Raw genomic sequence first — 24,982 nt, 5'->3', positions numbered from 1 at the left:
GCTAAATCGCCATCGCGCTTGGGTGCAGAACCGGCAGATCAGGAGCCCTGCATGTAGCGAACTGGATTTTCAGGATCCGCTTTGAAGATGCCGGCAACTTCCGCGAAGAGGGTCGATACCGCATCGAGCTTGAGGTCGTCGAACCGCTCGAAACTGAAGTTGTTGCCCCCCAATCGTAGTTCGCCGAGTTTTCCGGCATAATTGGATACGACAGGCACGCCTTGCCTGGTCACCGCCACGTACACGCTGATGTAGTTTTTCTGGAGCGCAACACCGATCACCGGCCACTCCGTGCTTTTTCCCGATTTGACGGCGTAGCGAAACTTTCCATAGCCGATCATCTTCATGCGCATCCCCGCCTCTCCCGCGGGCGTTCCGCGATGGAAATAGCGCTTGAGGGCCGGCGCGGCCGGAACGACCAGCTTGTGCAGCTCGGTCAGATCGCGCTTTCGCTCAGGATCGAAATCGACGTAGGCCTGCAATGTGTCGGCTGTCACGCGGAACATGTGAGCCTCGACCGCTATTTGATGCGCTACCCTCGCGCCTTGCTCCAGTCGGGAGCGACCGTGCCCGAGACGCCTTCGAAGGCGCCGTCGACAAGCTCGAACACCAGGACGCGGGCGGCATCGACCGGGCCCGGCATGGTCACGCGTCCCTTGGGGACGAGCTTGAAACCGACGCGGCTGTAATAGGGCTCGTCCCCGACCAGCAGCACGAGGGCGTGGCCTTTATCCCTGGCGTCCTTGAGCGCCCGCTCCATCAGCATGCGGCCGATGCCGCGGCTGCGAAACGGCGGCTCGACGGTGAGCGGCCCGAGCAGCAACGCCGGCGTCTCACCGATCATGACAGGCAATTGCCTGACGGAGCCGACCAGCAGCGTGCCGATGCGGGCGGTGAAGGAGACGTCGAGCAGATGGTCGACATGCTCGCGGATGCGGTAGGCGCTCAGCACGAAACGGCCGGGGCCGAAGGTGCGCTCGTGCAGCCGCTCGATCGCCTGGGCGTCGCCCGGGACTTCGGGACTGATGGTGATTGAGAGATCGTTCATGTTGCTTCGCGGAGTAGCATCTGCATTTGTCGAGGTCCATGGGCGTTGCGCCCGACTTCAGTTCCTTTCCGGCGCCGGCTGGGACAGATAGGCCAGCATCTTCATCTCCCGCCGTCCTCGCGTCACGGTATCGAGCACGAGGCCCGACGAGACCGACAGCATCGCCACGATCGTCAATCCCATCGACAGCACGGCGGTCGGCAGGCGCGGCACGAGGCCGGTTTCGATGAACGTGACGACGATCGGGATCGCAAGGGTGATCGCGGCCAGCGCCAGCAAAATCCCGATCACGGTGAAGAAGCGCAGCGGCCGCTCCGAGCGGTACAGCTTCAGCATGGTGCCGAGAATGCGAAAGCCGTCGCGCCAGGTGTTGAGCTTCGAGAACGAGCCTTGCGGCCGCGCGTAATAGGGCGTCTCGACCTCGGCAACCGGCAGCGACAGCTCCAGCGCGTAGACCGCGAGCTCGGTCTCGATCTCGAAGCCATCGGACAGCACGGGGAACGATTTGACGAAGCGCCGCGAGAACACGCGGTAGCCGGACAGGATGTCCTTGAAGGCGTGGCCGAAGGTCGAGGACAGGAAGCCGGTCAGCATGCGGTTGCCGGTGCGATGGCCGAGACGGTAGGCGGCCTGCGACTGGTCGATGCGGAGCCCGACCACCATGTCGAGATGTTCCTCGAGCAGCTTGTCGATCATGCGCGGCGCGCTCGGCGCATCGTAGGTGGCGTCGCCGTCGACCAGCACATAGATGTCGGCCTCGACATCGGCGAACATGCGACGAACGACGTGGCCCTTGCCCTGCCGCCGCTCGCTGCGCACGATCGCGCCGGCCTCGCGCGCGACGGCAGCGGTGTTGTCGCGCGAATTGTTGTCGTAGACGTAGATCTCGGCCCCGGGCAGCGCCTTGCGGAAGTCGGCGACGACAGTCGCAACCGCCGCCTCCTCATTGTAGCAGGGCACCAGCACGGCGATGCGGGGTTGAGTGGATGTCATCGCGGCAGCGCTCCCAGATTGGCCGGCTCGCAGCCAACCGATACAGTCTCACGCACCTCGGCCGGCTGCGAAAGCCGGGCAAACGACAATGTCCACAGCGACAGCATCGCGATCGGCACGACGTAGTACGGCGTGAAGACCGGATGGCTGAGGAAGAAGCCGAGATTGACGACGAGGTTGCCGGCAACGACGAAGGCGGCCTGCCGCACATGCCACTCGCCGGACCACACCAGCGAGAGCGTCGCGCCGGTCGCAAGCACGATCAGCACGATCTGCATGTCGTGCAGATACTGACCGAAAACCGCGAGATCGAACGCCGGCGCGACCACATCGGCGCTGCCATAGGTCGTCGCCAGCGCGCTGCCGGCGTTGATGGCCTGGGCGGCCAGCGTCGGCGCCATGCCGACGAGCACGCCGGCACCGAAGGCGAGGCCCTGCACGAAGGTCGCGAGCGAGCGCGTCCACAGGAAGGGAATGCCGAGGAACAGGAAATAGCCGGCCGCGAGCAAGGCATTCGGCAGTCTGAAATTGACGGATGCGCCGAGCAGGAGACCGATCAGCGCGATCAGCAGAACGCTGCGCTTGCCCCTGGCCAGCCACAGCGCCGTCAGGAAGCCCGCGACCGCGCATAGCGCCATGGTCGGCGCAATCGAATAGCTCGCCTTCGCCGGATTGACCATGAGATAGACGGCAAGTGCACCGAACACGCCAGCGCCCAGGATCGACGGCAGCGTCCGCGCCATGGCAATGCCTGATAGCGCCAGGCCGCACACGATCAGGCTCGCGGCAATGTAGAACGGCACGACCTGGTGGCCTTCCGGAAACAGCGCCAGCAAGAATCCCGTGCCCGGCGGATATTGCAACACGACCTTGCCGCCCGGCATCGGATTGTGGCAGGGCCAACGGATCGGATCCTTCCACTCTGCAAAGGCAATCTCCTTCAGCTTGCCTTCGAAATAACGGTCGTCGTCCCCAACCGCGTTGGTGTCGAGCCCACCGACGCCGAAGCGCTGGAACAGGTGCGCCTGCCGGAGATAGCAGATGTCGTCATACACCCCGCGCGCCTCGCTCCAGCGCGACATTGTCGCAATGTTGCTGGCGAGGATCGCGAGGCAGATCAGGCCGAAGGCGAGTTTTGCGGCTTTCATCAGGTTTCCGTGGCGCGCATTCGGACTGGTACTAGCATAGCCCGTCCTCAGCGCCAGGTCGCAATCAGGGGCTTGCCGTGAAGCACTTCCGCGAGCCGCAGCCGCGTGCCGGGCGTGGTACCCTCAGGCAGTCCGGCCGTGTCGAAGAACCCGCATTCGATGATCTCGTGGTTGGGCGCCGGCAGCCGGTCCTGCCGGAAATGCCTGACCACATAGACCGCGACATGGTCGCGGCGCGAGATATGGCTGTTGAGGAAGATGCCGTGCAGCGCGGCCTCTCCGGTCAGGTCGATATCGCCCTCCTCCTTGAGCTCGCGGCGCATCGCCTGTTCCATGGTCTCGCCATAGTCGACACCGCCGCCCGGCAGATACCAGCCCGAGACGTAGCTGTGCCTGACCAGAAACACTTTGTTGTCGGCATCGAGCACCACGGCGCGGACGCCGAGCGTCATGCCGCGGATCAGCAGGAAATAGGCGTGGAAGACACGCCGCAGCAGCGGCTCAAATCTCCGTCGAATCTCGTCCAGGCGCTTCGCCATTAGTCTCTCGTGATGCGCCCTTTCAGGCGTCCCTTGCGCAGATGTCGCGACCTTGCCATTACAGCAAGCGAATAGCGAGGCAATCGCGCGCCATGGCACCCTTCACGCTCGCCCATCTGTCCGACCCGCATCTGCCGCCGCTGCCGAAGCCGCGGCTGATCGAGCTCGCCGGCAAGCGCGCGCTCGGCTACGTCAACTGGACGCGCAACCGTCACAAATACCAGCGCCGCGACGTGCTCGACGCGCTGGTCGCCGACATGCAGACGCAGGCGCCGGACCACATCGCGGTCACCGGCGATCTCGTCAATCTGGCGATGGAGGCCGAGTTCGCGCCGGCGCGCGCCTGGCTCGACGGAGTCGGCTCGCCCGATCGCGTCACCACGATTCCCGGCAATCACGACGCCTATGTCCGCGCCACCACGCATCGCTTCGGCGAGACCTTTGCGCCCTGGCTCGCCAGCGATGACGGCAGCGTCGGCTTTCCCGGCGTGCGCCGGCGCGGGCCGCTCGCGCTGATCAGCCTCTCCAGCGCCGTGCCGACGCCGCCTTTGATGGCGACGGGCACGCTCGGGCGCGATCAGCTCGACGCGCTCGATAAGGTGCTCGACCAGCTCGCGGCCGAGGACGTCTTCCGCGTGCTGCTGGTGCATCATCCGCTGAAGTCCGATGCGCGCCAGAAACGGCTGACGGATTCCGCAGCCCTGCTGGCGCTGCTCAAGCGCAGGGGCGTCGAGCTGGTCCTGCACGGGCACGACCACATCCATTCGACGATGTGGTTCAAAGGCCCCAACGGCAACATTCCCGCAATCGGCGTGCCGTCGGCCTCGGCGCTCGCGCACGGGCGCTATCCGGCGGCGGCCTACAATCTGTTCAGAATCGAGAAGGACAATGCCGGCTGGCGCTGCGAGCAGACGGTGCGAGGCGTCGGGGCGGGGTTTCAGATTGGCCAGATCAGGCATGCGAGGTTGATCTAGTTCACCGTCATTGCGAGCACAGCGAAGCAATCCAGGAATCTTTCCGCGGAGGGACTCTGGATTGCTTCGCTTCGCTCGCAATGACGGCGGAGAGATCCTCACCAGCTCCGCAACGCCGCGAGCACAGCGAGGCCGAACAGCGCGGCAGCGCCAAGGATGAAGCCGAACACGAACGGCCAGAGGCGCGAGCGGCGCGGCGGCTCCACGATCTCCGGGTTTGGCTCGGGCAGGATGACCATCGCGTGCTCGCGCTCGATCATGCGGCGGGCGACGTAATCAGTCACGGCGTCCACGATGACCGCAGTGTCGTGCGATTCGGCGAGCACGATGCGGCCGAAGCGGGTGTCCTGGACGAAGCGGTACATCCTTTTGTCGCGCCCCATCATGATGTGCGCGACGACGTCGATCCAGAGCCTGGGCGTATCGCCCTGGCTGATGCCACGGTCGAACAAATCGATCCGCTCGGGCACCTGGGCGAACAGCGGATCGAGCGCGTCGTTGAGAATCTCGAGCCGCGCCACCTCGGCGTCCCTGAGATCGACGACGACGCCGGTCCGGTCGGCGGCCTCGATCCGCGCGCGCAGCAGCGCATCGCGCAGCCGCATTGGGCGCGGCTGGCTGGGATGTGTCCCGCTGGTCTCGGGCTCTGACATTGTCGGCCTTGTCCTCGACTTTCTGCCATTAACCTATCAGCAACCACAGCGCCCGCAAAGGGTCCATAATTCCAGATACTTACGGGCCCACAGGCCGTTGATGTGTGCCAAAAACAGACGATCCCACCCGGCTTGCGCCGGATGGGACCCTCCGTCCTTGGACGTCTTCTTAGATTTTGTCAGGCAGCCGTCAGGCCGAGACCCGCGACGGCTCTTCCACGATCGAGAAACGGACGCCGGCCTTGTGGCGGTTCTCTTCCGAAACCGAGCGCCAGGCGTCTTCGGCTTCCTTGCGGGTCTTGAAAGGACCCTGCACCTGGGCCGAGCCTTCGACGAGCTTGTGGAAGTTCATCGAGCCGAACTCGCCGCCGATCACCCAGAAATTGCTGCCGTTGGTCATTGTCAGTCTCCTGTTGCGTGGCGTTAGCCGAACTGGTTCATCGTGTTGTGGGCGCCGCCCGCCTTCAGGGCAGCCTCGCCTGCGAAATATTCCTTGTGGTCGTCGCCGATGTCGGAGCCAGCCATGTTCTGGTGCTTGGCGCAGGCGATGCCCTGACGGATCTCCTGGCGCTGCACGTTCTTCACGTAGCCGAGCATGCCCTGCTCGCCGAAATACTCGCGTGCGAGGTTGTCGGTCGACAGCGCGGCCGTGTGATAGGTCGGCAGCGTGATCAGGTGGTGGAAGATGCCGGCGCGCTTGGCCGAATCCGCCTGGAAGGTGCGGATGCGCTCGTCGGCTTCAAGCGCCAGCGGCGTATCGTCGTATTCCGGCTTCATCAGCTCGGCGCGGTTGTACTTCGAGACATCCTTGCCGGCTTCCTTCATCGCGTCGTAGACCTGCCAGCGGAAGTTGAGCGTCCAGTTGAACGAGGGCGAGTTGTTGTAGGCGAGCTTCGCGTTCGGCACGACCTTGCGGATGCGGTCGACCATCTTGGCGATCTGCTCGATATGCGGCTTCTCGGTCTCGATCCAGAGCAGGTCGGCACCGTTCTGCAGCGACGTGATGCTGTCGAGCACGCAGCGGTCCTCGCCCGTGCCGGGACGGAACTGGTAGAGGTTCGAGGGCAGCCGCTTCGGACGCATCATCTTGCCGTTGCGGTTGATGATGACGTCGCCATTGCGGGCGTTATCCGCCGTGACTTCCTCGCAATCGAGGAAGCTGTTGTACTGGTCGCCGATGTCGCCCGGCTTGTGGCTGACGGCGATCTGCTGGGTCAGGCCAGCGCCGAGCGAGTCGGTGCGGGTGACGATGACGCCGTCCTCGACGCCGAGCTCGAGGAAGGCGTGGCGGCAGGCGCGGATCTTGGCGATGAACACCTCATGCGGCACGGTGACCTTGCCGTCCTGGTGACCGCACTGCTTCTCGTCGGAGACTTGGTTCTCGATCTGCAGCGCGCAGGCGCCCGCTTCGATCATCTTCTTGGCGAGCAGATAGGTCGCCTCCGCATTGCCGAAGCCGGCGTCGATGTCGGCGATCACAGGCACGACATGGGTCTGGAAGTTGTCGATCTTCGCGATCAACTCCTTCTCCCGAGTCTTGTCGCCTTCCTTGCGCGCCTTGTCGAGCGCGCGGAAGATGTCGTTGAGCTCACGGGAATCCGCCTGACGCAGGAAGGTATAGAGCTCCTCGATCAGCGCCGGCACCGAGGTCTTCTCGTGCATCGACTGGTCGGGCAGCGGTCCGAACTCGGAGCGCAGCGCGGCGATCATCCAGCCGGACAGGTACAGGTAGGTGCGATCAGTCTTGCCGCCGAAGTGCTTCTTGACCGAGATCAGCTTCTGCTGGGCGATGAAGCCGTGCCAGCAGCCCAGCGACTGGGTGTACTTGGTCGGATCGTTGTCATAGGCCGCCATGTCGGCCCGCATCACCGCCGCGGTGTAGCGGGCGACGTCAAGGCCGGTCCTGAAGCGGTTCTGCAGGCGCATGCGCGCGACGGCCTCGGCCGACACCCCGTTCCAGGTCGGTTGGGTCTCAAGGAGCGCCTGGGCCGCATCGACTTCGCTCTGATACGAAGCCGGGCCCTGGAAGGTGCTGATGCCGCGTGGCTGGTAATTCATGGCCTTATCCCTTTCGACTGATGGCAGAGGCGACCGGCCTCATCATCGACATTTTTGACAGTGCATTGCGAGATGCGTGTCACGAGCTAAACGCGAGAAAGGGAAGTTGGTACAGAGGCCTTGTATTTGAATGGTGATGTCATGTAACATCGGAACATGTAATAGATGTTAATTTGTCAATCTTGTAAATAATACAGTTCAGCTTGCCTGTCCTTAACGTGCCTGGAGGCCTGAAAATGCCCGCCGAATCCGGGAAAAAGCTGTTCGTCGGTCCGCGCTTCCGGCGGATCCGGCAGCAACTTGGGCTGTCCCAGACCCAGATCGCCGAGGGGCTCGGGATCTCGCCGAGCTATGTCAACCTGATCGAACGGAACCAGCGCCCGGTGACCGCGCAGATCCTGCTGCGGCTGGCCGAAACCTACGACCTTGATCTGCGCGATCTCGCGACCGCCGACGAGGACCGCTTCTTCGCCGAACTCAACGAGATCTTCTCCGATCCGCTGTTCCGCCAGATCGACGTGCCCAAGCAGGAGCTGCGCGACCTCGCCGAGCTCTGCCCTGGCGTCACCCATGCGCTGCAACGGCTCTACGCGGCCTATACCGAGGCGCGCCAGGGCGAGACGCTGGCGGCGGCGCAAATGGCCGACCGCGACGTCGGCACCCGCTACGAGGCCAATCCGGTCGAGCGCGTGCGCGAGCTCATCGAGGCCAACCGCAATTATTTTCCGGAGCTCGAGCAGGCTGCGGAGACCCTTCGCGATGAGCTGAACGTGCCGGCCGAAGGGCTCTACGCCGCGCTCGCCGCGCGCCTGCGCGAAAAGCATTCGATCCAGACCCGCATCATGCCCGTCGACGTGATGCGCGAGACGCTCCGCCGTTTCGACCGCCACCGCCGCCAGCTCCTGATCTCGGAGCTGGTCGATCCGCCCGGCCGCGCCTTCCAGCTCGCTTTCCAGCTCGGCTTAGGCGAATGCGCGCAAGCCCTGGAGACCATCATCGGCCGCGCCGGCCCGCTCGACGACACACCGCGCCGGCTGTTCCGCATCACGCTCGGCAATTACTTTGCAGCAGCGGTGATGATGCCCTACCCGGCGTTCCTCGCGGCGGCCGAGGCGCTCAACTACGACATCCATGTGCTGGCGCAGCGCTTCAATTCCGGCTTCGAGCAGGTCTGCCATCGCCTCACCACGCTGCAGCGGCCGAACGCGCGCGGCATTCCATTCTTCCTGCTCCGCGTCGACAATGCCGGCAACGTCTCGAAGCGCTTTTCGTCGGGCACCTTCCCGTTCTCGAAATTCGGCGGCACCTGTCCGCTGTGGAACGTGCACTCGACCTTCGACACGCCCGATCGCCTGCTGAAGCAGGTGATCGAGCTGTCCGACGGCACGCGCTATTTCTCGATCGCGCAGATGGTGCGCCGCCCCGTGGCGCCACACCCGCTGCCGCAGCCGCGCTTCGCCATCGGCCTCGGCTGCGAGATCCGCCACGCTACGCGCCTGACCTACGCCGCCGGCATGGATCTGGAGAAGACGGAGGGCACGCCGATCGGCGTCAACTGCCGGCTCTGCGAGCGCGAAAACTGCGCCCAGCGTGCCGAGCCGCCGATCACGCGCACGCTGATCCTGGACGAGACGACGCGACGGATGAGCTCGTTCGCGTTCTCGAATGCAAGGGAGCTGTGAAGGCGTACGTGTTTTGCGGAAAGCGTGCGCTCCGCACACAACTGTCATTCCCCGCGAAGGCGGGGAATCCAGTACGCCGCGGCCTATCGGCTCCATCACTGCTGTCACGGCGTACTGGATCGCCCGGTCAAGCCGGGCGATGACAGCGGAGAGTGTGGCCCTACGCCAGCGTATGCACGATCACCGGTCCCGCCGCGGCACTGGCATGTCCCGCGAGCAGCGAGCTCAGATCCTTTTCGATCCAGGCGATGGCGCGCTTGTTCGCTTCCTCGGCCTGCTCGAACTTGTCGAAGATGGAGATCGCGGTCACCGTGTCGTCGCCGGCATAGACCACGTAATAGGCCCTGAAGCCGTCGACGTCGCTGATGATCGGAACGGCGCCGTCCTTGATGCGGCGCGCCAGCTCTTCGGCGCTTCCGCTCTTGGCCTTGGCCTGACGGATGGCGGCATACATGGCATCCTCCCTTCGGCTTCCGATGTGGGGCATGGTGCCCGAAGCGAGATGCTACGCCGAAGTGCGCGGCCGATCTACGGCTTGGTTAACCCTGCCCTAATCCACTCCCGCGATCTGCAACCAGCGATTAAGCACGCCTCAACATCGCTGCCTTAGTCTCGCCCCACTCACTTTTCGCAAACAACGGCAGCCTATCCTGCCGCGTGAAGTGACATCAGGGGGTTCATCATGCGCATTGCGTTGCTGCTGACCGCGACCATTGTCGGCGCGCTCTTCGCCAGTCCATCCTACGCCGGCTCGCTCGACCTCGCGTCCGCCGATGCCGCGAAGGCGCTGCCGCCCGGCTTCCAGAGCTACCGCGGCTACATGTTCGACGTGTCGGAGAATTCCGGGCGCAAGGACGTCGACAAGCTCACCGAGAATCTGAAGCAGCAGATCGACGTCGTCGAAGGCGCCGGGTTCTCCCCGCGCGTGCTGCGCTTCTTCCGTACCGTCCCGATCATCGCAAGCGAGCTGGCCTGCCTCGACGAAGGCGCCGCGACCGCGTGCTACGGCCGGGTCACGCCGGACATCCAGCGCACCACCCCGCGCACGCTGACGGTGTGGGACCACGACAAGCAGCGCTGGACCAACCCGAACGCCGTCGACCTCGCCGTCGATTCCGGACTCGGCGTGATCATGGTTCGGCCGGACATGATGCGTTACGAGAAAGAGGCCGTGCTGCTCCACGAGATGCTGCACGCCTATCACGCGCGGCTGCTGCCGGACGGCTACGCCAACAAGGGCGTGATCGGCTATTACGCCTATGCCAAGTCCAAGGATTTCCTGCCGAAGGAATCCTACGCGCTGAAGAACCACATGGAGTTCTTTGCGGTGACCGCCAGCATCTTCCTGGCCGGCAAGAGCGAATTCCACGATCCCAAGACCCGCGAAGCGCTCAAGGAGAAGATGCCGGACTATTACAAATATCTGGTCGGCGTGTTCGGCTTCGATCCCGATCCGGCAGCAGCATCGAGCGGACCGGTCGCCTCGCTGAAATAAGACCGACACGGCGCGCCTCGCGCGAGACGAATGCCAAAAGCCGCGCGAAAAGCGCGGCTTTTCTGTTTTGGTAACCGGAAGCTGCGGATGACGCCCGGGCGGGAATTGCCAAGGCGGGGCCCGATCTGCATAGTCCCGCCGCTTCGATTGAGACTGTTTCGAAAAGGATAGAAGACATGGCGGACGCCGACCTGGATGTCGTGATCCGGCAACTGGCCAGACAGCTGCAGACGGGCCTGATGACCCGCGCCAAGGAGCGGCGGGATCGCTTCAGCGGCCTCGCGGCCAAGGCCAAGGGCAAGGCGACCGGCGCCCGCTTCAAGATGATGGCCAAAGCCACCATGGAGCAGGCCACGGCAGCCGCAAGGCGCCTCCAGATGTCCGCCGACAACGTCGCTGACAGCTACGCCCGCGCCATGCGACTGGCCGCCAGCACGCCTGTGGAGACGAAGGCCGAGAAGCCCGCCAACGACAAGCCGGCGAAGAAGGCCGCGAAGGCCAAGAAGGCCAAAGCCAAGAAGGCGAAAGCGAAGTAGCGACGGCTGCTGCGTTTCACCTCTCACCGCCGCGGCGTGGAGACCTGGTTCGGCTCGACGTGCGTGAGCTCGGCGATTTTCGCGCGCGCGGCGTCGCGTGTACGGCCGTCCTTGCCGGGCGGCAACGCAGCGGCGGCTTCGAAATCGGCGCGGGCATCGTCGGCCTGGCCGCGGGCGAGGAACGCAAGACCGCGATCGAAGCGGGCCTGCGCGTCCGTTGGGTCGAGGCGCACGGCGGTGCTGTAGCTCAGGATCGCGCGGTCGAGATCGCCCTTGGCGGCGAGCGCGAGGCCGCGCTCGTGATAGGGCACCGCCGGCCTGGGATCGAGCGCGATCGCTTCGTCAAAATCGGCAATCGCAAGGCTCAGCTCGCCGTTCGCCCGATACGCCTGCGCGCGGTCGCGATAGAGCGAGGCGCGGTTGGGATTGAGGTGGATGGCCTCGTTGAAATCGGCGATCGCCCGGCCGTTATCGCCGTGGCGCAGCGCGATCCGTCCGCGCCCCTCATAGGCGAAGGCAATCAGGGAGCCGCGAAACGGCGAGAAGCCGATCACGGCCGAGCAGATGTCGGGCTCGTCCTCGTCGCCGCAATTCACGACCGTATGCGTGGACAGGCCAATGGCCACGCCCAGGACGATCAACAATGACACGGCAGCTCTGGTCATCTTCGACGGTGACCGGCGACGGGCCGGCCACGCATCCCCTTTCGAAGGAATACTCTCGATCGGGTGTTAACACCGACCGGGCCGGCCCTGTGTGCGCCAGGTCACAAAGCCGGGCGAGATCCGGCCGGTTTCTTATCAGCCCCAAGGACCACGTGAAGGACCACGTGAAGGACCACGTGAAGGACCATTCGAGGGACCGCGTGAGGACGAGCGGCCCCATGGGCCCTGCGGCGGATAGTTCTCATTGGCGCCGACCGACGGCGCGGCTCGGGTGCCGAGCTCGGCCGCGAGTTGCTGGAGCGCCGCAATGCGGTTCTGCGTCGAGGGATGGGTGGCGAACAGATTGTCGACGCCATGGCCCGACAGCGGGTTGATGATGAACATGTGCGCGGTCGCGGGATTTCGCTCGGCGTCATAGTTCGGCACCTGATGCGCGGCGCCCTCGATCTTGACGAGCGCCGACGCCAGCCACATCGGCTGTCCGGCGATGCGCGCGCCGAGATTGTCCGCGGCGTATTCGCGGGTGCGGCTGATGGCCATCTGCACCAGCATGGCCCCGAGCGGCGCCAGGATCATCATCAGGATCGAGCCGACGATGCCGGGGCCGTTGTTGTCGCGATTGCCGCCGAAGAACATGCCGAACTGCGCCAGCATGGAGATCGCGCCCGCAATGGTCGCGGTAACAGTCATCAGCAGCGTGTCGTGGTTCTTGATGTGCGCGAGCTCATGCGCGATCACGCCGGCGAGCTCCTCGCGGCTGAGCTGGTTCATCAGGCCGACGGTGACAGCGACGGCGGCGTTCTCGGGATTGCGGCCCGTCGCGAACGCGTTGGGCTGTGCCTCGTCCATCAAGAACACGCGCGGCATCGGCAAGCCGGCGCGGCCCGCAAGCTCGGCAACGAGCCCGACCAGCTCCGGCGCGCTTTGACGGTCGACCTCATGGGCGCCGTACATCGAGAGCACCGCGCGGTCGGAGTTCCAGTAGGTGAAAAGATTGGTCGCGGCAGCAATCACGAGCGCGATCATGGCGCCGGTGGCGCCGCCGATCAGATAGCCCACGCCCATGAACAGGGCGGTGAGGCCTGCGAGAAGCATTGCGGTACGCAGATAGTTCATGGCCGTCTCCCGGGCCGGCCACGGCCGTTTGGCGGCCGGCGATGATGAGGTAGGAATGACCCCTGCCGGGGTGCAAGGTTTCAGGGTGCGTCTCGGAGCCGCGGCTATTGACCCAGCCCGGGACACCCGAGCACGATTGACATCATGCAATTCGAGATTGTCGGAGAGATTACCGCGATCGAAACCTTCGCCAGCGGTTCCGGCATCCGCGAGATCGCCCGCCTGCGGCGGATTTATGGGCGTGGACGATGGCGCAAACGCAAGGGGATCGCCGAGGTGCGATTATCCAATGGCTCTGCCCACCTCGCTGAGATACACTGGTACGAAGCTGCCGGCCGCAAGGATTCAAGATCAAGAGCCTGCTCTGACCAACATGACGAAATCGCGAAGCAAGCAACTGGTGATCTGCGTGGACAATGAGGGCTACGAGGTGTCCCTTGAGAAGCGCAAGATCTATGTGACGTTGCGCGATCCGGCGGCCGAAAAACTCGACATGCTGCGGATCGTCGATGAGTCCGGCGAGGACTACCTCTATCCGAAGACATTCTTCCGCGAGATTGCCCTTCCCCTCGCTGTGAAACGCGCCGTATTGGCGGCCTAGCAGCTCCCCGACAGCACCAGAGATATCGATGCCGATGAACTGCCTTGGTTCTCGCCTTGCGGTCGTGACGATCGCGGTCTCGTTCGCTCTTCCCGCCGCCGCCCAGTTCGCGCCGCCACCCGCAAGGCCCGCCGCGCCCAAGGCTACGGCACCCAAGACCACCGCGCCTTCGCCGCGCGCGGCGTCGTGTCACAACGGGGCTAGCTTCGATCGCTTCCTCGCCGACGTGAAGAGCCAGGCGGTTGCGGCCGGCGTGTCGCAGCGAACGATATCGGAGGCTTCGCCCTACCTCGTCTACGACCAGGGCATCGTCAACCGCGACCGCGGCCAGCGCGTGTTCGGCCAGCTCTTCACCGAATTTGCCGGCCGCATGGCCGCGCCCTATCGCATGCAGAACGGCCAGCAGCACATCAAGCAACACGCGGCGGCGTTCGCGCGCGCGGAAAAGGAATATGGCGTGCCGCCGGCGGTGATCGCCGCGTTCTGGGGCCTGGAGAGCGATTTCGGCGTCAACATGGGCAATCTGCCGACGCTGAAATCGCTGGTGTCGCTCGCCTATGACTGCCGCCGTTCGGAGATGTTCGTGAACGAGACCATCGCCGCACTGAAGATCATCGATCGCGGCGATCTCACGCCCGACGAGATGATCGGCTCCTGGGCGGGCGAGCTCGGCCAGACGCAGTTCCTGCCCGCGCACTACGTCAACTATGCCGTCGACTATGACGGCGACGGGCAGCGCGACCTTCTGCGCAGCGAGGACGATGTGATCGGCTCGACCGCGAACTACATCGCCAATGGCTTGAAGTGGCGGCGCGGCGAGCCGTGGCTGGAAGAGATCAAGGTGCCGCAGAACCTGCCATGGGATCAGACCGATCTCAGCGTGCAGCTGCCGCGTTCGAAATGGGCGCAGTTCGGCGTCACCTATCCCGACGGCCGTCCGCTGCCGAATGACAATCTCGCGGCGTCCGTGCTGCTGCCGATGGGACGCAACGGGCCGGCCTTCATGGCGTATGCGAATTTCGCGGCCTATACCGAATGGAATAACTCGCTGATCTATTCGACCACCGCCGGCTATCTCGCCTCGCGCATTGCGGGCGCTGCCCCAATGCGCAGGCCGGCCGGGCAGGTCGCGCAACTGCCGTTCAATGAACTGAAGCAATTGCAGCAGCTTCTGGTCCAAGCCGGCTTCGATGTCGGCAAGATCGACGGTGTGCTCGGTCAGCAGAGCCGTGCCGCCGTGAAGGCGATGCAGATCAAATACGGCCTGCCCGCCGATTCCTGGCCGACCGCGGAGCTTCTGGCTCGCATGCGCGGCGGCACGGCACAGGCGCAGCCGGCAGCGATGGTGCGGTAGAAATTTCGCGCTGCACAAACCACTTTGACGATTGTATTATTCCATGAGACTCCCATGTGAGTGGCTCAGGTTTTCCCCTGAGATTTCCCACCATTTGAAGCGAGCATCACATGTCCTTCCATGACGCCGTCGTCCCCGCCTATCTGCAGATGCTGAACAGCCTCACCAGCCTGCTCACCAAGGCCGAGGCGCATTGTGCGGCCAAAAAGATCGACCCGAGCGTCATGCTCGGCTCGCGCCTCTTCCCGGACATGCTGCCCTTGTCGAAGCAGATCCAGCTCGCCAGCGATTTCGCCGCCAAGGGCTGCGCCCGGCTGACCCATAGCGAGGTGCCTTCGATGCCCGACACGGAAAAGACGTTTGAGGAGCTGAAGCAGCGGCTCGCCAAGACGATCGACTACGTGAAATCGTACAAGCCGGAGCAGTTCGAAGGCGCCGACACCAAGGACGTGACCTTCCCGGCGGGCCCGGACCGGACCATGACGCTCAAGGGCCAGCAGTTCTTCAGCGCGGTCTCGTTGCCGAACTTCTATTTCCACGCCACCACCGCTCACGGCATTATGCGTCATAACGGCGTCGAGATCGGCAAACGCGATTTCCTCGGCGCGAACTGACTTCGTCAGATCGCACGGCCGCGGCAGCAGAAATGCGCTGCCGCAGCCTCCGATTGCAGATGAATCATGCTGCGCGGAGCCTGCCGCGCAGCTCGCCTGCACTTTCCGTATGGCTCGTCCCTTGCGCTGATTGTCGCGATGCACAATTGTTCCAGACATCTTAACTCCTGGAAGCATCCCCAATGAGCCGTCCGACCAAATTGTTTGAGACCTACAAGCTCGGCCCGATCACGCTGGCGAACCGTCTGGCGATGGCGCCGCTGACGCGCAACCGCGCCGCGCCGGGCACTTTCGTGCCGAGCCCGCTCGCTGCCGACTATTACGGCCAGCGCGCTTCCGCAGGCCTGCTGATCACCGAAGCGAGCCAGGTCTCGCAGCAGGGCCAGGGCTACCAGGACACCCCCGGCATCTATTCGAAGGATCAAGTCGCCGGCTGGCGCAAGGTCACCGACAAGGTGCATGAGCGCGGCGGCAAGATCTTCATCCAGCTCTGGCATGTCGGCCGTATCTCGCATGTCGACCTGCAGGCCAACGGCGCTGCCCCGGTGGCGCCGAGCGCGATCCGCGCCAAGGGCAAGACTTTTGTGAACGGCACCTTCGCCGACGTCTCCGAGCCCCGCGCGCTCGAGCTCTCCGAAATTCCAGGCATCATCGACGACTTCAAGCGCGCCACCAGGAATGCGCTGGAAGCCGGCTTTGACGGCGTCGAAATTCATGGCGCCAACGGCTATTTGCTGGAGCAATTTGCCAAGGACGGCACGAACAAGCGCACCGATGCCTATGGCGGCTCCATCGAGAACCGCGCCAAGCTGATGCTGGAAATCTCCAAGGCCGTTGTGGCCGAGGCCGGCGCCGACCGCACCGGTATCCGCATCTCGCCGGTGACCCCCGCCAACGACATCTCGGACTCGAACCCGCAGGCCCTGTACGACCACATCGTCGACGGCCTCAGTGCGCTGAAGCTGGTCTATCTCCACGTCGTTGAGGGCGCCACCGGCGGCCCGCGCGACATCGCGCCGTTCGACTACGCGAGCCTGCGCAAGCGCTTCTCCGGCGCCTACATGGCCAACAACGGCTACGACTTCGACCTTGCGACCAAGGTGCTCGACGCGAACGCGGCCGACCTGATCGCCTTCGGCAAGCCGTTCATCTCCAACCCGGACCTCGTCGAGCGACTGAAGACGGGCGCGACGCTGAACGATTGGGACAAGAACACGTTCTACGGCGGTGGCGCCAAGGGCTACACGGATTATCCGACGCTCGCGGCCGAGCCGGCGGAGTAAGGACGACGCCGGCGCTCCATCCTCCGTCATTGCGAGGAGCTCGCGACAAAATTGCGTAGCAATTTGCGCTGATGCGACGAAGCAATCCAGGCTGTCTCCGCGGATATATTCCTGGATTGCTTCGCTTCGCTCGCAATGACGGCGCAGTTGCAGCGTTCGTTCGCAAAAGAAAAAGGCCGGGATTGCTCCCGGCCTTTCGTCGTTATGCGACGTCGCTTACTGCAGCGAGGCGCGCTTGGGCGGGGTGGCCGGCCACGACTTGATCAGCGTGTCGTAGTCGACCGTTTCGCCCTTCGGCTTCTCGTTGGCGAGCTTGCGCTGCGGCGCGATGGTGCCGTCCTTCTGGGCCTTGGCGAACCAGAACTCGGCCGACTCCTTCTTGTGCAGCTTCGGACCGCAGGCGCCTTGCACGCCGGACTTCTCGATACGCTCCATGACGGAGTCCTGCGCGGCGGCAAGAGCATCCATCGCAGCTTGCGGTGTCTTCGCACCGGACGACGCATCGCCGATGTTCTGCCACCAGAGCTGCGCGAGCTTCGGATAGTCAGGCACGTTGTTGCCGGTCGGGGTCCACTGCACGCGCGCGGGCGAGCGGTAGAACTCGATCAGGCCGCCGAGCTTCGGCGCACGCTCGGTGAACGACTTGTCCCAGATGTCGGATTCACGGATGAAGGTGAGACCGACATGGCTCTTCTTCAGCGACACCGTCTTGGAGACGATGAACTGGAGATAGAGCCAGGCTGCCTTGCGGCGATCCGCCGGGGTCGACTTCAGAAGCGTGAGCGAGCCCGCGTCCTGGTAGCCGAGCTTCATGCCTTCCTTCCAGTAAGCACCGTGCGGCGACGGAGCCATGCGCCACTTCGGCGTACCGTCCGCGTTCATCACGGCGATGCCCGGCTTCACCATATCGGCGGTGAAGGCGGTGTACCAGAACATCTGCTGGGCGATGTTGCCCTGCGCCGGGACCGGACCCGACTCAGAGAAGGTCATGCCCTGCGCCTGCGGCGGAGCGTACTTCTTCATCCACTCGAGGTACTTGGTGATCGAGTAGACCGCCGCGGGACCGTTGGTGTCGCCACCACGCTCGATCGACGAACCGACCGGGCGGCAGCCTTCCATGCGGATGCCCCACTCGTCGACCGGCAGGCCGTTCGGAATGCCCTTGTCACCGTTGCCGGCCATCGAGAGCCAGGCGTCGGTGAAACGCCATCCGAGCGACGGGTCCTTCTTGCCATAGTCCATATGGCCGTAGACCTTGACGCCGTTGATCTCCTTGATGTCGTTGGTGAAGAATTCGGCGATGTCCTCATACGCCGACCAGTTCACGGGCACGCCGAGATCGTAGCCATACTTGGCCTTGAACTTGGCCTTGTAGTCGGGGTTGGTGAACCAGTCGTAGCGGAACCAATAAAGGTTCGCGAACTGCTGGTCGGGCAGCTGATAGAGCTTGCCATCCGGCGCGGTGCCGAACGACTTGCCGATGAAGTCGTTGACGTCGAGCTGGGGATCGGTGACGTCCTTGCCCTCGCCGGTCATGTAATCCGACAGCACGATGGTCTGGCCGTAGCGGAAGTGGGTGCCGACCAGGTCGCTATCGTTGATCCAGCCGTCATAGACGTTCTTGCCGGACTGCATCTGGGTCTGCAGCTTTTCGACGACGTCACCTTCCTGAATGATGTCGTGCTTGAGCTTGATGCCAGTCAGCTCAGAGAACACCTTGGCGAGCGTCTGCGACTCGTATTCGTGGGTCGCGATGGTCTCGGAGACGACGTTGATCTCCATGCCCTTGAAGGGCTCGGCGGCCTTGGCGAACCACTCCAGCTCCTTCTTCTGGTCGTCCTTCGAAATGGTCGAAGGCTGGAATTCCGCGATCCACTTCTGGATCGTGGCATCGTCCGCGGCGCGGACCGGCGCCGAGGCAGCGAACGCGGTGGCGAGAATGGCCGCGGCGCTCGATACGGTCAGAAAACTGATCTTGGTCAATGGACCTTTCCTTCTCCTAAACTGTCGCATGTTGTTCCTCCGTTGCAGCGACAAACTTTTATACAGGCCCGGGTTGCCCCCGGATCTGGCCGTCCCTTCGCAAGCTTCAGACCGTGCGGAAAATGAGCACGGCCGTGACCAGCGAAATTCCACTTGCGAGCCACAGGCTCGAAATCTCAATCCCCTCCTCGCCAATCGGCAGCGAGGCGATCGGGTCGGTGCCGACCAGGCCGATCCATACCAGGTGGATGACGGCAGCCAAAATCAGCGAGATGAACAGGCGATCGCCGCGCGTGGTCGGGATGCTGAGCACGCCGACACGCTCGGCCTCGGGATAGACTGCCGCAAGCCACGTCATCACCGCGAGCGTACAGGCGAGCGCGACGAAGAAGATCGCCGTCGGCAGCGTCCAGGCCATCCATGCGATGGATTCCACAAGCGCCTCCCTAAACTCTGCCGAGCGCAAAGCCGCGCGCGATGTAGTTGCGGACGAACCAGATCACCAGCGCGCCCGGAATGATGGTGAGCACGCCGGCAGCCGCCAGCAAGCCCCAATCCATGCCGGCCGCCGACACCGTGCGCGTCATGATCGCCGCGATCGGCTTGGTTTGCACCGAGGTCAGCGTCCGCGCCAGCAGCAGCTCGACCCAGGAGAACATGAAGCAGAAGAAGGCGGCGACGCCGATGCCGCTCGCGATCAACGGCACCAGGATCCGGATGAAGAAGCGCGGGAAGGAATAGCCGTCGAGGAAGGCGGTCTCGTCGATCTCGCGCGGCACGCCGGAGACGAAGCCCTCGAGGATCCACACCGCCAAGGGCACGTTGAAGATGCAGTGCGCCAGCGCAACCGCCCACGGCGTATCGAACAGGCCGATCGCCGAATAGAGGTTGAAGAACGGCAGCGCGTAGACCGCGGCCGGCGCCATCCGGTTCGACAGCAGCCAGAAGAACAGATGCTTGTCGCCGAGGAAGCGGTAGCGCGAGAACGCATAAGCGGCCGGCAACGCCACCGAGATCGAGATGATGGTGTTGAGGACGACGTATTCCAGCGAGTTGATGTAGCCGGAATACCAGCTCTCGTCGGTGAAGATGCGCTTGTAGTGCTGCAACGTCGGCGCATGCGGCCACAGCGTCATCGTCGAGACGATCTCGGCGTTGGTCTTGAAGCTCATGTTGACGAGCCAGTAGATCGGCAACAGCAGGAAGATCAGGAACAGCGCCATGATGAGGCGGCGGCCGGGGATCGAGTGCATCAGACCACTCCTTCCTTTGGCTTGAGCGCAGTCACGGGCTTGAGGCTGGCCGAAGGCTTGGGAACCGCTGCCGGCTCGCTCTCCGCCTGGACTTTGCGCTCGGCGCCGGCATTGGTCATGACCGTGTAGAAGATCCAGCAGACGATCAGGATGATCAGATTGTAGACCAGCGAAAGTGCTGCAGCCTTGCCAAGGTCGAACTGGCCGAGCGCGATCTTGACCAGCTCGATCGACACGAAGGTGGTCGAGTTGCCGGGCCCGCCGCCGGTGACGACGAACGGCTCGGTGTAGATCATGAAGCTGTCCATGAAGCGCAGCAGCACGGCAATCAGCAGCACGCGATTCATCTTCGGCAGCTGGATCGCCTTGAACACCGCCCAGCGCGAGGCGCCGTCGATCTGAGCTGCCTGGTAATAGGCCTCGGGGATCGACTTCAAGCCGGCATAGCAGAGCAGCGCGACGAGGCTGGTCCAATGCCAGACGTCCATCACGATGACTGTAACCCAGGCGTCGACGGCGTTGGACACGTAATTGTAGTCAATGCCCATCGCATTAAGCGTATAGCCGAGCAGGCCGATGTCGGGCCGGCCAAAGATCTGCCAAATCGTGCCGACCACGTTCCAGGGAATCAGCAGCGGCAGCGCGAGGGTGACGAGGCAGGCCGCGACGGTCCAGCCCTGCCGCGGCATCGACAGTGCGACGACGATGCCGAGCGGCACTTCGATGGCCAGGATCACCAGCGAGAAGAACAGATTGCGGCCGAGCGAGGCCAGGAAGCGGCCGCCGAGATCGGTCGAAGGATCGAGCAATTCCTTGAACCAGCCAACGCCGTTCCAGAAGAACTGGTTGTTGCCGAAGGTATCCTGCATCGAATAGTTCACCACCGTCATCAGCGGCAGCACCGCCGAGAAGGCGACGACCAGGAACACCGGCAGCACCAAGAACCAGGCTTTTTGGTTGATAGTCTTGTCCATCAGGCGGCTCCTTCCACCAGAAGGCTGTCGGCGTAGACGTGGACGTGCGCCGGATCGAATTTCAGCCCGGTCGTGCCGTCGGAGCTGGTGAAGCCTGCCGGAGCCCGCGCCGCGAGCTTGGCGTCGCCAAGACGCGCACGCGCAAAGCGGACGCGGCCGAGATCGTCAATACGCTCGATCTTCGCGGTGAGCAGCCCCGCCGTGGGCGCGACAACCTCGACGAATTCCGGACGCACGCCGATCTCGATCTTGGCGCCTGCCGGTAGATTGTCGTAAGCGCGGTTGAGCGCGATGACATGGCCGCCGATCCGCGCCTCGCGCCCCTTCACTTCGGCTGGCAGGATGTTCATGCCGGGAGAGCCGATGAAATAGCCGACGAAGGTGTGGGCCGGCTTGTCGAACAGCTCAGCCGGCGTGCCGCTTTGCACGACGCGGCCGTCATGCATGACGACGACCGTGTCGGCGAAGGTCAGCGCCTCGGTCTGGTCGTGGGTGACGTAGATCATCGTGAGGTCGAGCTCGCGATGCAGCGCCTTCAGCTTGGAGCGAAGCTGCCATTTCAGCTCCGGATCGATCACCGTCAGCGGTTCGTCGAACAGCACGGCGGCGACGTCGGAGCGGACCAGGCCGCGACCGAGCGAGATCTTCTGCTTGGCGTCGGCGGTGAGCCGCGTCGCCTTGCGGTTCAGATAGGGTTCGAGATCGAGCAGGCGGCCGATCTCGGCAACGCGCCTGTCGATCTCGGTCTTCGGTACGCCGCGGTTCTTCAGCGGAAACGCCAGGTTCTGCCCCACCGTCATGGTGTCGTAGATGACCGGAAACTGGAACACCTGGGCGATGTTGCGCTTCTGGGTTGACAGCGGTGTGATGTCCTTGTCGTCGAACAGGATTTTCCCCCGCGACGGCGTGATGATGCCGGAGATGACGTTGAGCAGAGTGGTCTTGCCGCAGCCGGACGGGCCGAGCAGCGCATAGGCGCCGCCCTGCCGCCAGGTCATGGTCACCGGCTTCAGCGCAAAGGTTTCCTGCGGCGCATCATTGCCGCCGTAGGAATGGGCGAGATCGACGAGGTCAATGCGGGCCATATCGCACCTCCCTCACGAGCTTTTACTTGTTGACGCGTTTTCGTCACGCGAACCGCTACGCACTTCGCTTGAAAACGCTACGGCAGGCGCGGCGACTAGGCGATCAGCCGCGTCGAAGACAAAGACGTCATTGGGGTCGAGCACGGCGTCGATGGTCTGGCCGGGCTCGAACTCGTGCACGCCGTGCAGCACCGCAACCCAGTTCGATCCGTCGCGGGTCAAATGCACGAAACTCTCCGAACCGGTGATCTCGGTCACCGTCACTGTGGCATGGAAGGCGTGACGATCAGTCTGGCCATTGGCGAGTGCAAGCTGATGCGCGCGAAAACCGACGCGATAGGCGCCATCGGCGAGTGAGGAATAGAGACCGGAAGCCGGTGCAGCGATGCCTCCCGCATATTGCACCGAGCCGTTCTTCTTCTCGATGCCGACGAGATTGAGCGGCGGATCGGAAAACACCTGCGCGACCCGCAGGGTCTGCGGCTGGCGATAGACGTTGGGCGTCCTGCCGATCTGGAGCGCCTGCCCTTCCCACATGCAGACCGTGTTGCCGCCGAGCAGCAGCGCCTCGGTCGGCTCGGTCGTGGCATAGACGAAGATCGCGCCCGACGCCTCGAAGATGCGCGGCAGCTCGGCGCGCAGCTCCTCGCGCAGCTTGTAATCGAGATTGGCGAGCGGCTCGTCGAGCAGCACGAGATCGGCGCCCTTCACCAGCGCGCGCGCCATCGCGGTGCGCTGTTGCTGGCCGCCGGAGAGCTGGAGCGGCGTGCGCTTCAGGAACGGCTCGAGCCGCAGCAGACGCGCCGCTTCCGTCACGCGCGCCTCGATCTCCTCCCGCGGCTTGCCCTGCACGCGCAAGGGCGAGGCAATGTTCTCATAGACCGTCAACGAGGGGTAGTTGATGAATTGCTGATAGACCATGGCAACCGAACGCTGGCGCACGTCCACACCGGTAACGTCCTTGCCGTTGACCAGCACCTTGCCCGTGGTCGGCTTGTCGAGGCCGGCGAGCAACCGCATGATCGAGGTCTTGCCCGACAGCGTCGGCCCGAGCAGCACGTTCAGCGTGCCGCTCTCCAGCGTCAGCGAGACGTCGCGAATATGTGGGACACCGTCGACGGTCCGGGTCACGTGATCGAGTGTCACGCTCATGAGCGTCCTCCTGCTTCCAGCAGTGGACTTTGCGACACGACGTGGGTCCTGATCCAGTCGTCCAGAGCGGCAATTTCATCGGCAGATAGTCGCAGACCGAGCTTGGAGCGGCGCCAGACGATATCCTCGGCGGTCACCGCCCATTCATTGGTCATCAGGTAGCGAACCTCGCGTTCGGTCAGAGTTGCGCCAAAGGCCTGGCCGAGATCGGCGGCCGATTTGGCGTCGCCGAGCAATTTGATGGCGCGGGTGCCGTAGGCGCGCGCGAGGCGTCGCGCATGCTCATGGCTGAGGAAGGAATAGCCGCGCTGCAGCTCGCCGATCAGGCCGTCGACGGCCGACACGTCCATGTCGCCGCCGGGCAGCGGCCATTTGCCGGTCCAGCCCTCGCGCGCTTTCGCACTGCGAAGGTAGGGCGCGAGCCGTTCCAACGCCTCTTCGGCAAGGCGGCGATAGGTTGTGATCTTGCCGCCATAGATCGACAGCAGCGGCGAACCGCCGGGCGTGTCGAGCTCGAACACGTAATCGCGGGTCGCGGCCTTGGCTTCGCTGGCGCCGTCGTCATAAAGCGGCCGCACGCCGGAATAGGTCCAGACCACGTCGTCTGATGTCACGGGCTTGGCGAGATATTCGCTTGCGGCCGCGCAGAGATATTGGATCTCCTCCGCTGTGGCCTTCACCTTGGCGGGATCGCCGTCATAGTCGCGGTCGGTGGTGCCGATCAGCGTAAAATCGTCCTGATACGGGATGACGAAGATGATGCGGCCGTCGGCGTTCTGGAACATGTAGGCGCGGTCATGGTCGTAGAGCTTCTTGACCACGATGTGCGAGCCCTGCACCAGGCGCACCTTTGCTTTCGCATTCACGCCGGCACCGCGTCCGAGCACGTCCTCGACCCAGGGGCCGCCGGCATTGACCAGCGCGCGGGCCTGGATCTGCGAGCGCGCGCCGGTCAGCGTGTCGACCATGCCGACGGTCCAGATGCCGTCGGACTGCTTGATATCCGTCGCACGGGTGCGGGTGCGAATCTCGGCGCCCTTGTCGGCGGCGTCGCGCGCATTGAGCACGACCAGGCGGGCGTCATCGACGAAGCAGTCGGAATATTCGAATGCGCGGCTATAGCGATTCGGGATCAACGGACGGCCGACCTCGTCGCGCCTGAGATCGACCGAGCGGGTCGCCGGCAGCAAATGACGACCGCCAATGTGATCGTAGAGGAAGAGGCCAAGGCGCAGCAGCCAGGCCGGGCGCAGGCCTGCGTGGTGCGGCAAGACGAAACGCAGGGGACGGATGATGTGGGGCGCGATGCCCCAGAGAATCTCGCGCTCGATCAGCGCTTCGCGGACCAGCCGAAACTCGTAATATTCGAGATAGCGCAGGCCGCCATGGACCAGCTTGGTCGACCAGGACGACGTCCCGCTCGCCAGATCGTTCATTTCGCACAGGAAAACCGTGTTTCCGCGGCCCACGGCATCGCGCGCGATGCCGCAACCGTTAACACCGCCTCCAATGATGGCGAGGTCGAAAATACGCTCCAACAGACGCATCCCCCGGCGACCACTCGTTCCGTCGAGTGGCTACTTTCGTTTTTGATTAGATCACACCGAAAAACGAAAGCAAGACGAAAGAGAGGGGACCGGAAGTGAAAGTGGAACTTTTTCCTCCACCAGAATGGCGCAGGAATAGGCAGAGAGACAGGCAGATTCAGAAGCAATCGGCGTGATTGCACGGCATGTGGATGATTCAACCAATGAGCCGATTCGTGGCCTTGAATGT

Annotated in this window: 27 protein-coding genes; 9 read left to right on the top strand and 18 right to left on the bottom strand. The window is 63.9% G+C overall.

What is annotated here, in order from left to right; all coding sequences use genetic code 11:
- Window positions 1–38: 38 nt before the first annotated feature.
- The 5 genes from JJC00_RS10895 to JJC00_RS10875 are packed head-to-tail and all read right to left on the bottom strand — an operon-like array spanning window position 39 to window position 3,728.
- On the bottom strand, window positions 39–506 hold the full coding sequence (locus tag JJC00_RS10895) for a hypothetical protein (RefSeq protein ID WP_200472563.1): 468 nt from the start codon (window positions 504–506) through the stop codon (window positions 39–41).
- 26 nt (window positions 507–532) lie between these two features.
- Entirely contained in the window at window positions 533–1,048 is a 516-nt protein-coding gene (locus JJC00_RS10890) for a GNAT family N-acetyltransferase (protein WP_200472562.1), read from the bottom strand.
- Between the two features lie 57 nt (window positions 1,049–1,105).
- Window positions 1,106–2,041: a glycosyltransferase family 2 protein gene (locus JJC00_RS10885; protein ID WP_200472561.1), complete on the bottom strand. Its 936-nt coding sequence runs from the start codon at window positions 2,039–2,041 to the stop codon at window positions 1,106–1,108.
- On the bottom strand, window positions 2,038–3,189 hold the full coding sequence (locus JJC00_RS10880) for a hypothetical protein (protein ID WP_200472560.1): 1,152 nt from the start codon (window positions 3,187–3,189) through the stop codon (window positions 2,038–2,040). Before JJC00_RS10880 ends, JJC00_RS10885 begins: the two co-directional genes overlap by 4 nt.
- A gap of 47 nt (window positions 3,190–3,236) precedes the next feature.
- The gene (locus JJC00_RS10875; protein ID WP_200472559.1) at window positions 3,237–3,728 is read right to left on the bottom strand and encodes an NUDIX domain-containing protein; all 492 of its coding nucleotides are present in this window, start codon (window positions 3,726–3,728) and stop codon (window positions 3,237–3,239) included.
- A gap of 92 nt (window positions 3,729–3,820) precedes the next feature.
- Here JJC00_RS10875 and JJC00_RS10870 point away from each other — a divergent pair, with 92 nt between their 5' ends.
- The gene (locus tag JJC00_RS10870; protein WP_200472558.1) at window positions 3,821–4,702 is read left to right on the top strand and encodes a metallophosphoesterase family protein; all 882 of its coding nucleotides are present in this window, start codon (window positions 3,821–3,823) and stop codon (window positions 4,700–4,702) included.
- Window positions 4,703–4,800: 98 nt separating this feature from the next.
- On the opposite strand, the gene JJC00_RS10865 is transcribed toward JJC00_RS10870, so the two are convergent.
- The 3 genes from JJC00_RS10865 to JJC00_RS10855 all read right to left on the bottom strand — a co-directional run bounded on the left by JJC00_RS10865 (window position 4,801) and on the right by JJC00_RS10855 (window position 7,413).
- Window positions 4,801–5,355, bottom strand: coding sequence for a hypothetical protein (locus JJC00_RS10865; RefSeq protein ID WP_200472557.1), 555 nt, complete (start codon window positions 5,353–5,355; stop codon window positions 4,801–4,803).
- A 190-nt stretch (window positions 5,356–5,545) separates the two neighbouring features.
- On the bottom strand, window positions 5,546–5,755 hold the full coding sequence (locus JJC00_RS10860; RefSeq protein WP_200472556.1) for a DUF4170 domain-containing protein: 210 nt from the start codon (window positions 5,753–5,755) through the stop codon (window positions 5,546–5,548).
- A gap of 23 nt (window positions 5,756–5,778) precedes the next feature.
- The gene (locus JJC00_RS10855; protein WP_200472555.1) at window positions 5,779–7,413 is read right to left on the bottom strand and encodes an isocitrate lyase; all 1,635 of its coding nucleotides are present in this window, start codon (window positions 7,411–7,413) and stop codon (window positions 5,779–5,781) included.
- A 236-nt stretch (window positions 7,414–7,649) separates the two neighbouring features.
- Here JJC00_RS10855 and JJC00_RS10850 point away from each other — a divergent pair, with 236 nt between their 5' ends.
- On the top strand, window positions 7,650–9,095 hold the full coding sequence (locus tag JJC00_RS10850; protein ID WP_200472554.1) for a helix-turn-helix domain-containing protein: 1,446 nt from the start codon (window positions 7,650–7,652) through the stop codon (window positions 9,093–9,095).
- Between the two features lie 160 nt (window positions 9,096–9,255).
- Here the strand turns inward: JJC00_RS10850 and JJC00_RS10845 are convergent, their stop codons facing one another.
- Complete coding sequence (locus JJC00_RS10845) at window positions 9,256–9,549, bottom strand: antibiotic biosynthesis monooxygenase (protein WP_200472553.1); 294 nt, start codon at window positions 9,547–9,549, stop codon at window positions 9,256–9,258.
- Between the two features lie 228 nt (window positions 9,550–9,777).
- Here JJC00_RS10845 and JJC00_RS10840 point away from each other — a divergent pair, with 228 nt between their 5' ends.
- Both JJC00_RS10840 and JJC00_RS10835 read left to right on the top strand, forming a co-directional pair.
- Window positions 9,778–10,590, top strand: a complete 813-nt coding sequence (locus tag JJC00_RS10840) for a hypothetical protein (protein WP_200472552.1) — start codon at window positions 9,778–9,780, stop codon at window positions 10,588–10,590.
- Between the two features lie 176 nt (window positions 10,591–10,766).
- Window positions 10,767–11,126: a hypothetical protein gene (locus JJC00_RS10835; RefSeq protein ID WP_200472551.1), complete on the top strand. Its 360-nt coding sequence runs from the start codon at window positions 10,767–10,769 to the stop codon at window positions 11,124–11,126.
- 23 nt (window positions 11,127–11,149) lie between these two features.
- On the opposite strand, the gene JJC00_RS10830 is transcribed toward JJC00_RS10835, so the two are convergent.
- Both JJC00_RS10830 and htpX read right to left on the bottom strand, forming a co-directional pair.
- Window positions 11,150–11,791, bottom strand: coding sequence for a tetratricopeptide repeat protein (locus JJC00_RS10830; RefSeq protein WP_200472550.1), 642 nt, complete (start codon window positions 11,789–11,791; stop codon window positions 11,150–11,152).
- Window positions 11,792–11,926: 135 nt separating this feature from the next.
- Entirely contained in the window at window positions 11,927–12,907 is a 981-nt protein-coding gene (htpX, locus tag JJC00_RS10825; RefSeq protein ID WP_200472549.1) for a zinc metalloprotease HtpX, read from the bottom strand.
- A gap of 144 nt (window positions 12,908–13,051) precedes the next feature.
- Here htpX and JJC00_RS10820 point away from each other — a divergent pair, with 144 nt between their 5' ends.
- The 5 genes from JJC00_RS10820 to JJC00_RS10800 all read left to right on the top strand — a co-directional run bounded on the left by JJC00_RS10820 (window position 13,052) and on the right by JJC00_RS10800 (window position 16,759).
- Window positions 13,052–13,327, top strand: a complete 276-nt coding sequence (locus JJC00_RS10820) for a hypothetical protein (RefSeq protein WP_200474388.1) — start codon at window positions 13,052–13,054, stop codon at window positions 13,325–13,327.
- On the top strand, window positions 13,317–13,508 hold the full coding sequence (locus tag JJC00_RS10815; protein ID WP_246774172.1) for a hypothetical protein: 192 nt from the start codon (window positions 13,317–13,319) through the stop codon (window positions 13,506–13,508). Before JJC00_RS10820 ends, JJC00_RS10815 begins: the two co-directional genes overlap by 11 nt.
- A gap of 34 nt (window positions 13,509–13,542) precedes the next feature.
- Window positions 13,543–14,862 carry a lytic murein transglycosylase gene (locus JJC00_RS10810; RefSeq protein WP_433996524.1) on the top strand — a complete coding sequence of 440 codons (1,320 nt, stop codon included), beginning with the start codon at window positions 13,543–13,545 and terminating at the stop codon, window positions 14,860–14,862.
- A 110-nt stretch (window positions 14,863–14,972) separates the two neighbouring features.
- Window positions 14,973–15,476, top strand: coding sequence for a DUF1993 domain-containing protein (locus JJC00_RS10805; RefSeq protein WP_200472547.1), 504 nt, complete (start codon window positions 14,973–14,975; stop codon window positions 15,474–15,476).
- Window positions 15,477–15,658: 182 nt separating this feature from the next.
- On the top strand, window positions 15,659–16,759 hold the full coding sequence (locus JJC00_RS10800; protein WP_200472546.1) for an alkene reductase: 1,101 nt from the start codon (window positions 15,659–15,661) through the stop codon (window positions 16,757–16,759).
- Between the two features lie 216 nt (window positions 16,760–16,975).
- Here the strand turns inward: JJC00_RS10800 and JJC00_RS10795 are convergent, their stop codons facing one another.
- From JJC00_RS10795 to glpD, 7 genes are all read right to left on the bottom strand, one after another.
- Window positions 16,976–18,772: an ABC transporter substrate-binding protein gene (locus tag JJC00_RS10795; RefSeq protein WP_200472545.1), complete on the bottom strand. Its 1,797-nt coding sequence runs from the start codon at window positions 18,770–18,772 to the stop codon at window positions 16,976–16,978.
- A 76-nt stretch (window positions 18,773–18,848) separates the two neighbouring features.
- Entirely contained in the window at window positions 18,849–19,178 is a 330-nt protein-coding gene (locus JJC00_RS10790; protein ID WP_200472544.1) for a DUF2160 domain-containing protein, read from the bottom strand.
- Window positions 19,179–19,188: 10 nt separating this feature from the next.
- On the bottom strand, window positions 19,189–19,995 hold the full coding sequence (locus JJC00_RS10785) for a carbohydrate ABC transporter permease (protein WP_045007915.1): 807 nt from the start codon (window positions 19,993–19,995) through the stop codon (window positions 19,189–19,191).
- On the bottom strand, window positions 19,995–20,969 hold the full coding sequence (locus tag JJC00_RS10780) for a carbohydrate ABC transporter permease (RefSeq protein WP_027529250.1): 975 nt from the start codon (window positions 20,967–20,969) through the stop codon (window positions 19,995–19,997). The genes JJC00_RS10785 and JJC00_RS10780 overlap by 1 nt, the downstream gene beginning before the upstream one ends.
- Window positions 20,969–22,054, bottom strand: coding sequence for an ABC transporter ATP-binding protein (locus JJC00_RS10775; protein ID WP_200472543.1), 1,086 nt, complete (start codon window positions 22,052–22,054; stop codon window positions 20,969–20,971). The genes JJC00_RS10780 and JJC00_RS10775 overlap by 1 nt, the downstream gene beginning before the upstream one ends.
- Before the next feature lie 12 nt (window positions 22,055–22,066).
- Entirely contained in the window at window positions 22,067–23,206 is a 1,140-nt protein-coding gene (locus JJC00_RS10770; RefSeq protein WP_200472542.1) for an ABC transporter ATP-binding protein, read from the bottom strand.
- On the bottom strand, window positions 23,203–24,753 hold the full coding sequence (glpD, locus tag JJC00_RS10765; RefSeq protein ID WP_200472541.1) for a glycerol-3-phosphate dehydrogenase: 1,551 nt from the start codon (window positions 24,751–24,753) through the stop codon (window positions 23,203–23,205). Before glpD ends, JJC00_RS10770 begins: the two co-directional genes overlap by 4 nt.
- Window positions 24,754–24,982 lie beyond the last annotated feature (229 nt).

It is taken from the genome of Bradyrhizobium diazoefficiens, from assembly GCF_016616885.1.
In the GTDB taxonomy this organism is placed as follows: domain Bacteria; phylum Pseudomonadota; class Alphaproteobacteria; order Rhizobiales; family Xanthobacteraceae; genus Bradyrhizobium; species Bradyrhizobium diazoefficiens_F.
This window is presented reverse-complemented; position numbering and strand designations above follow the sequence as displayed.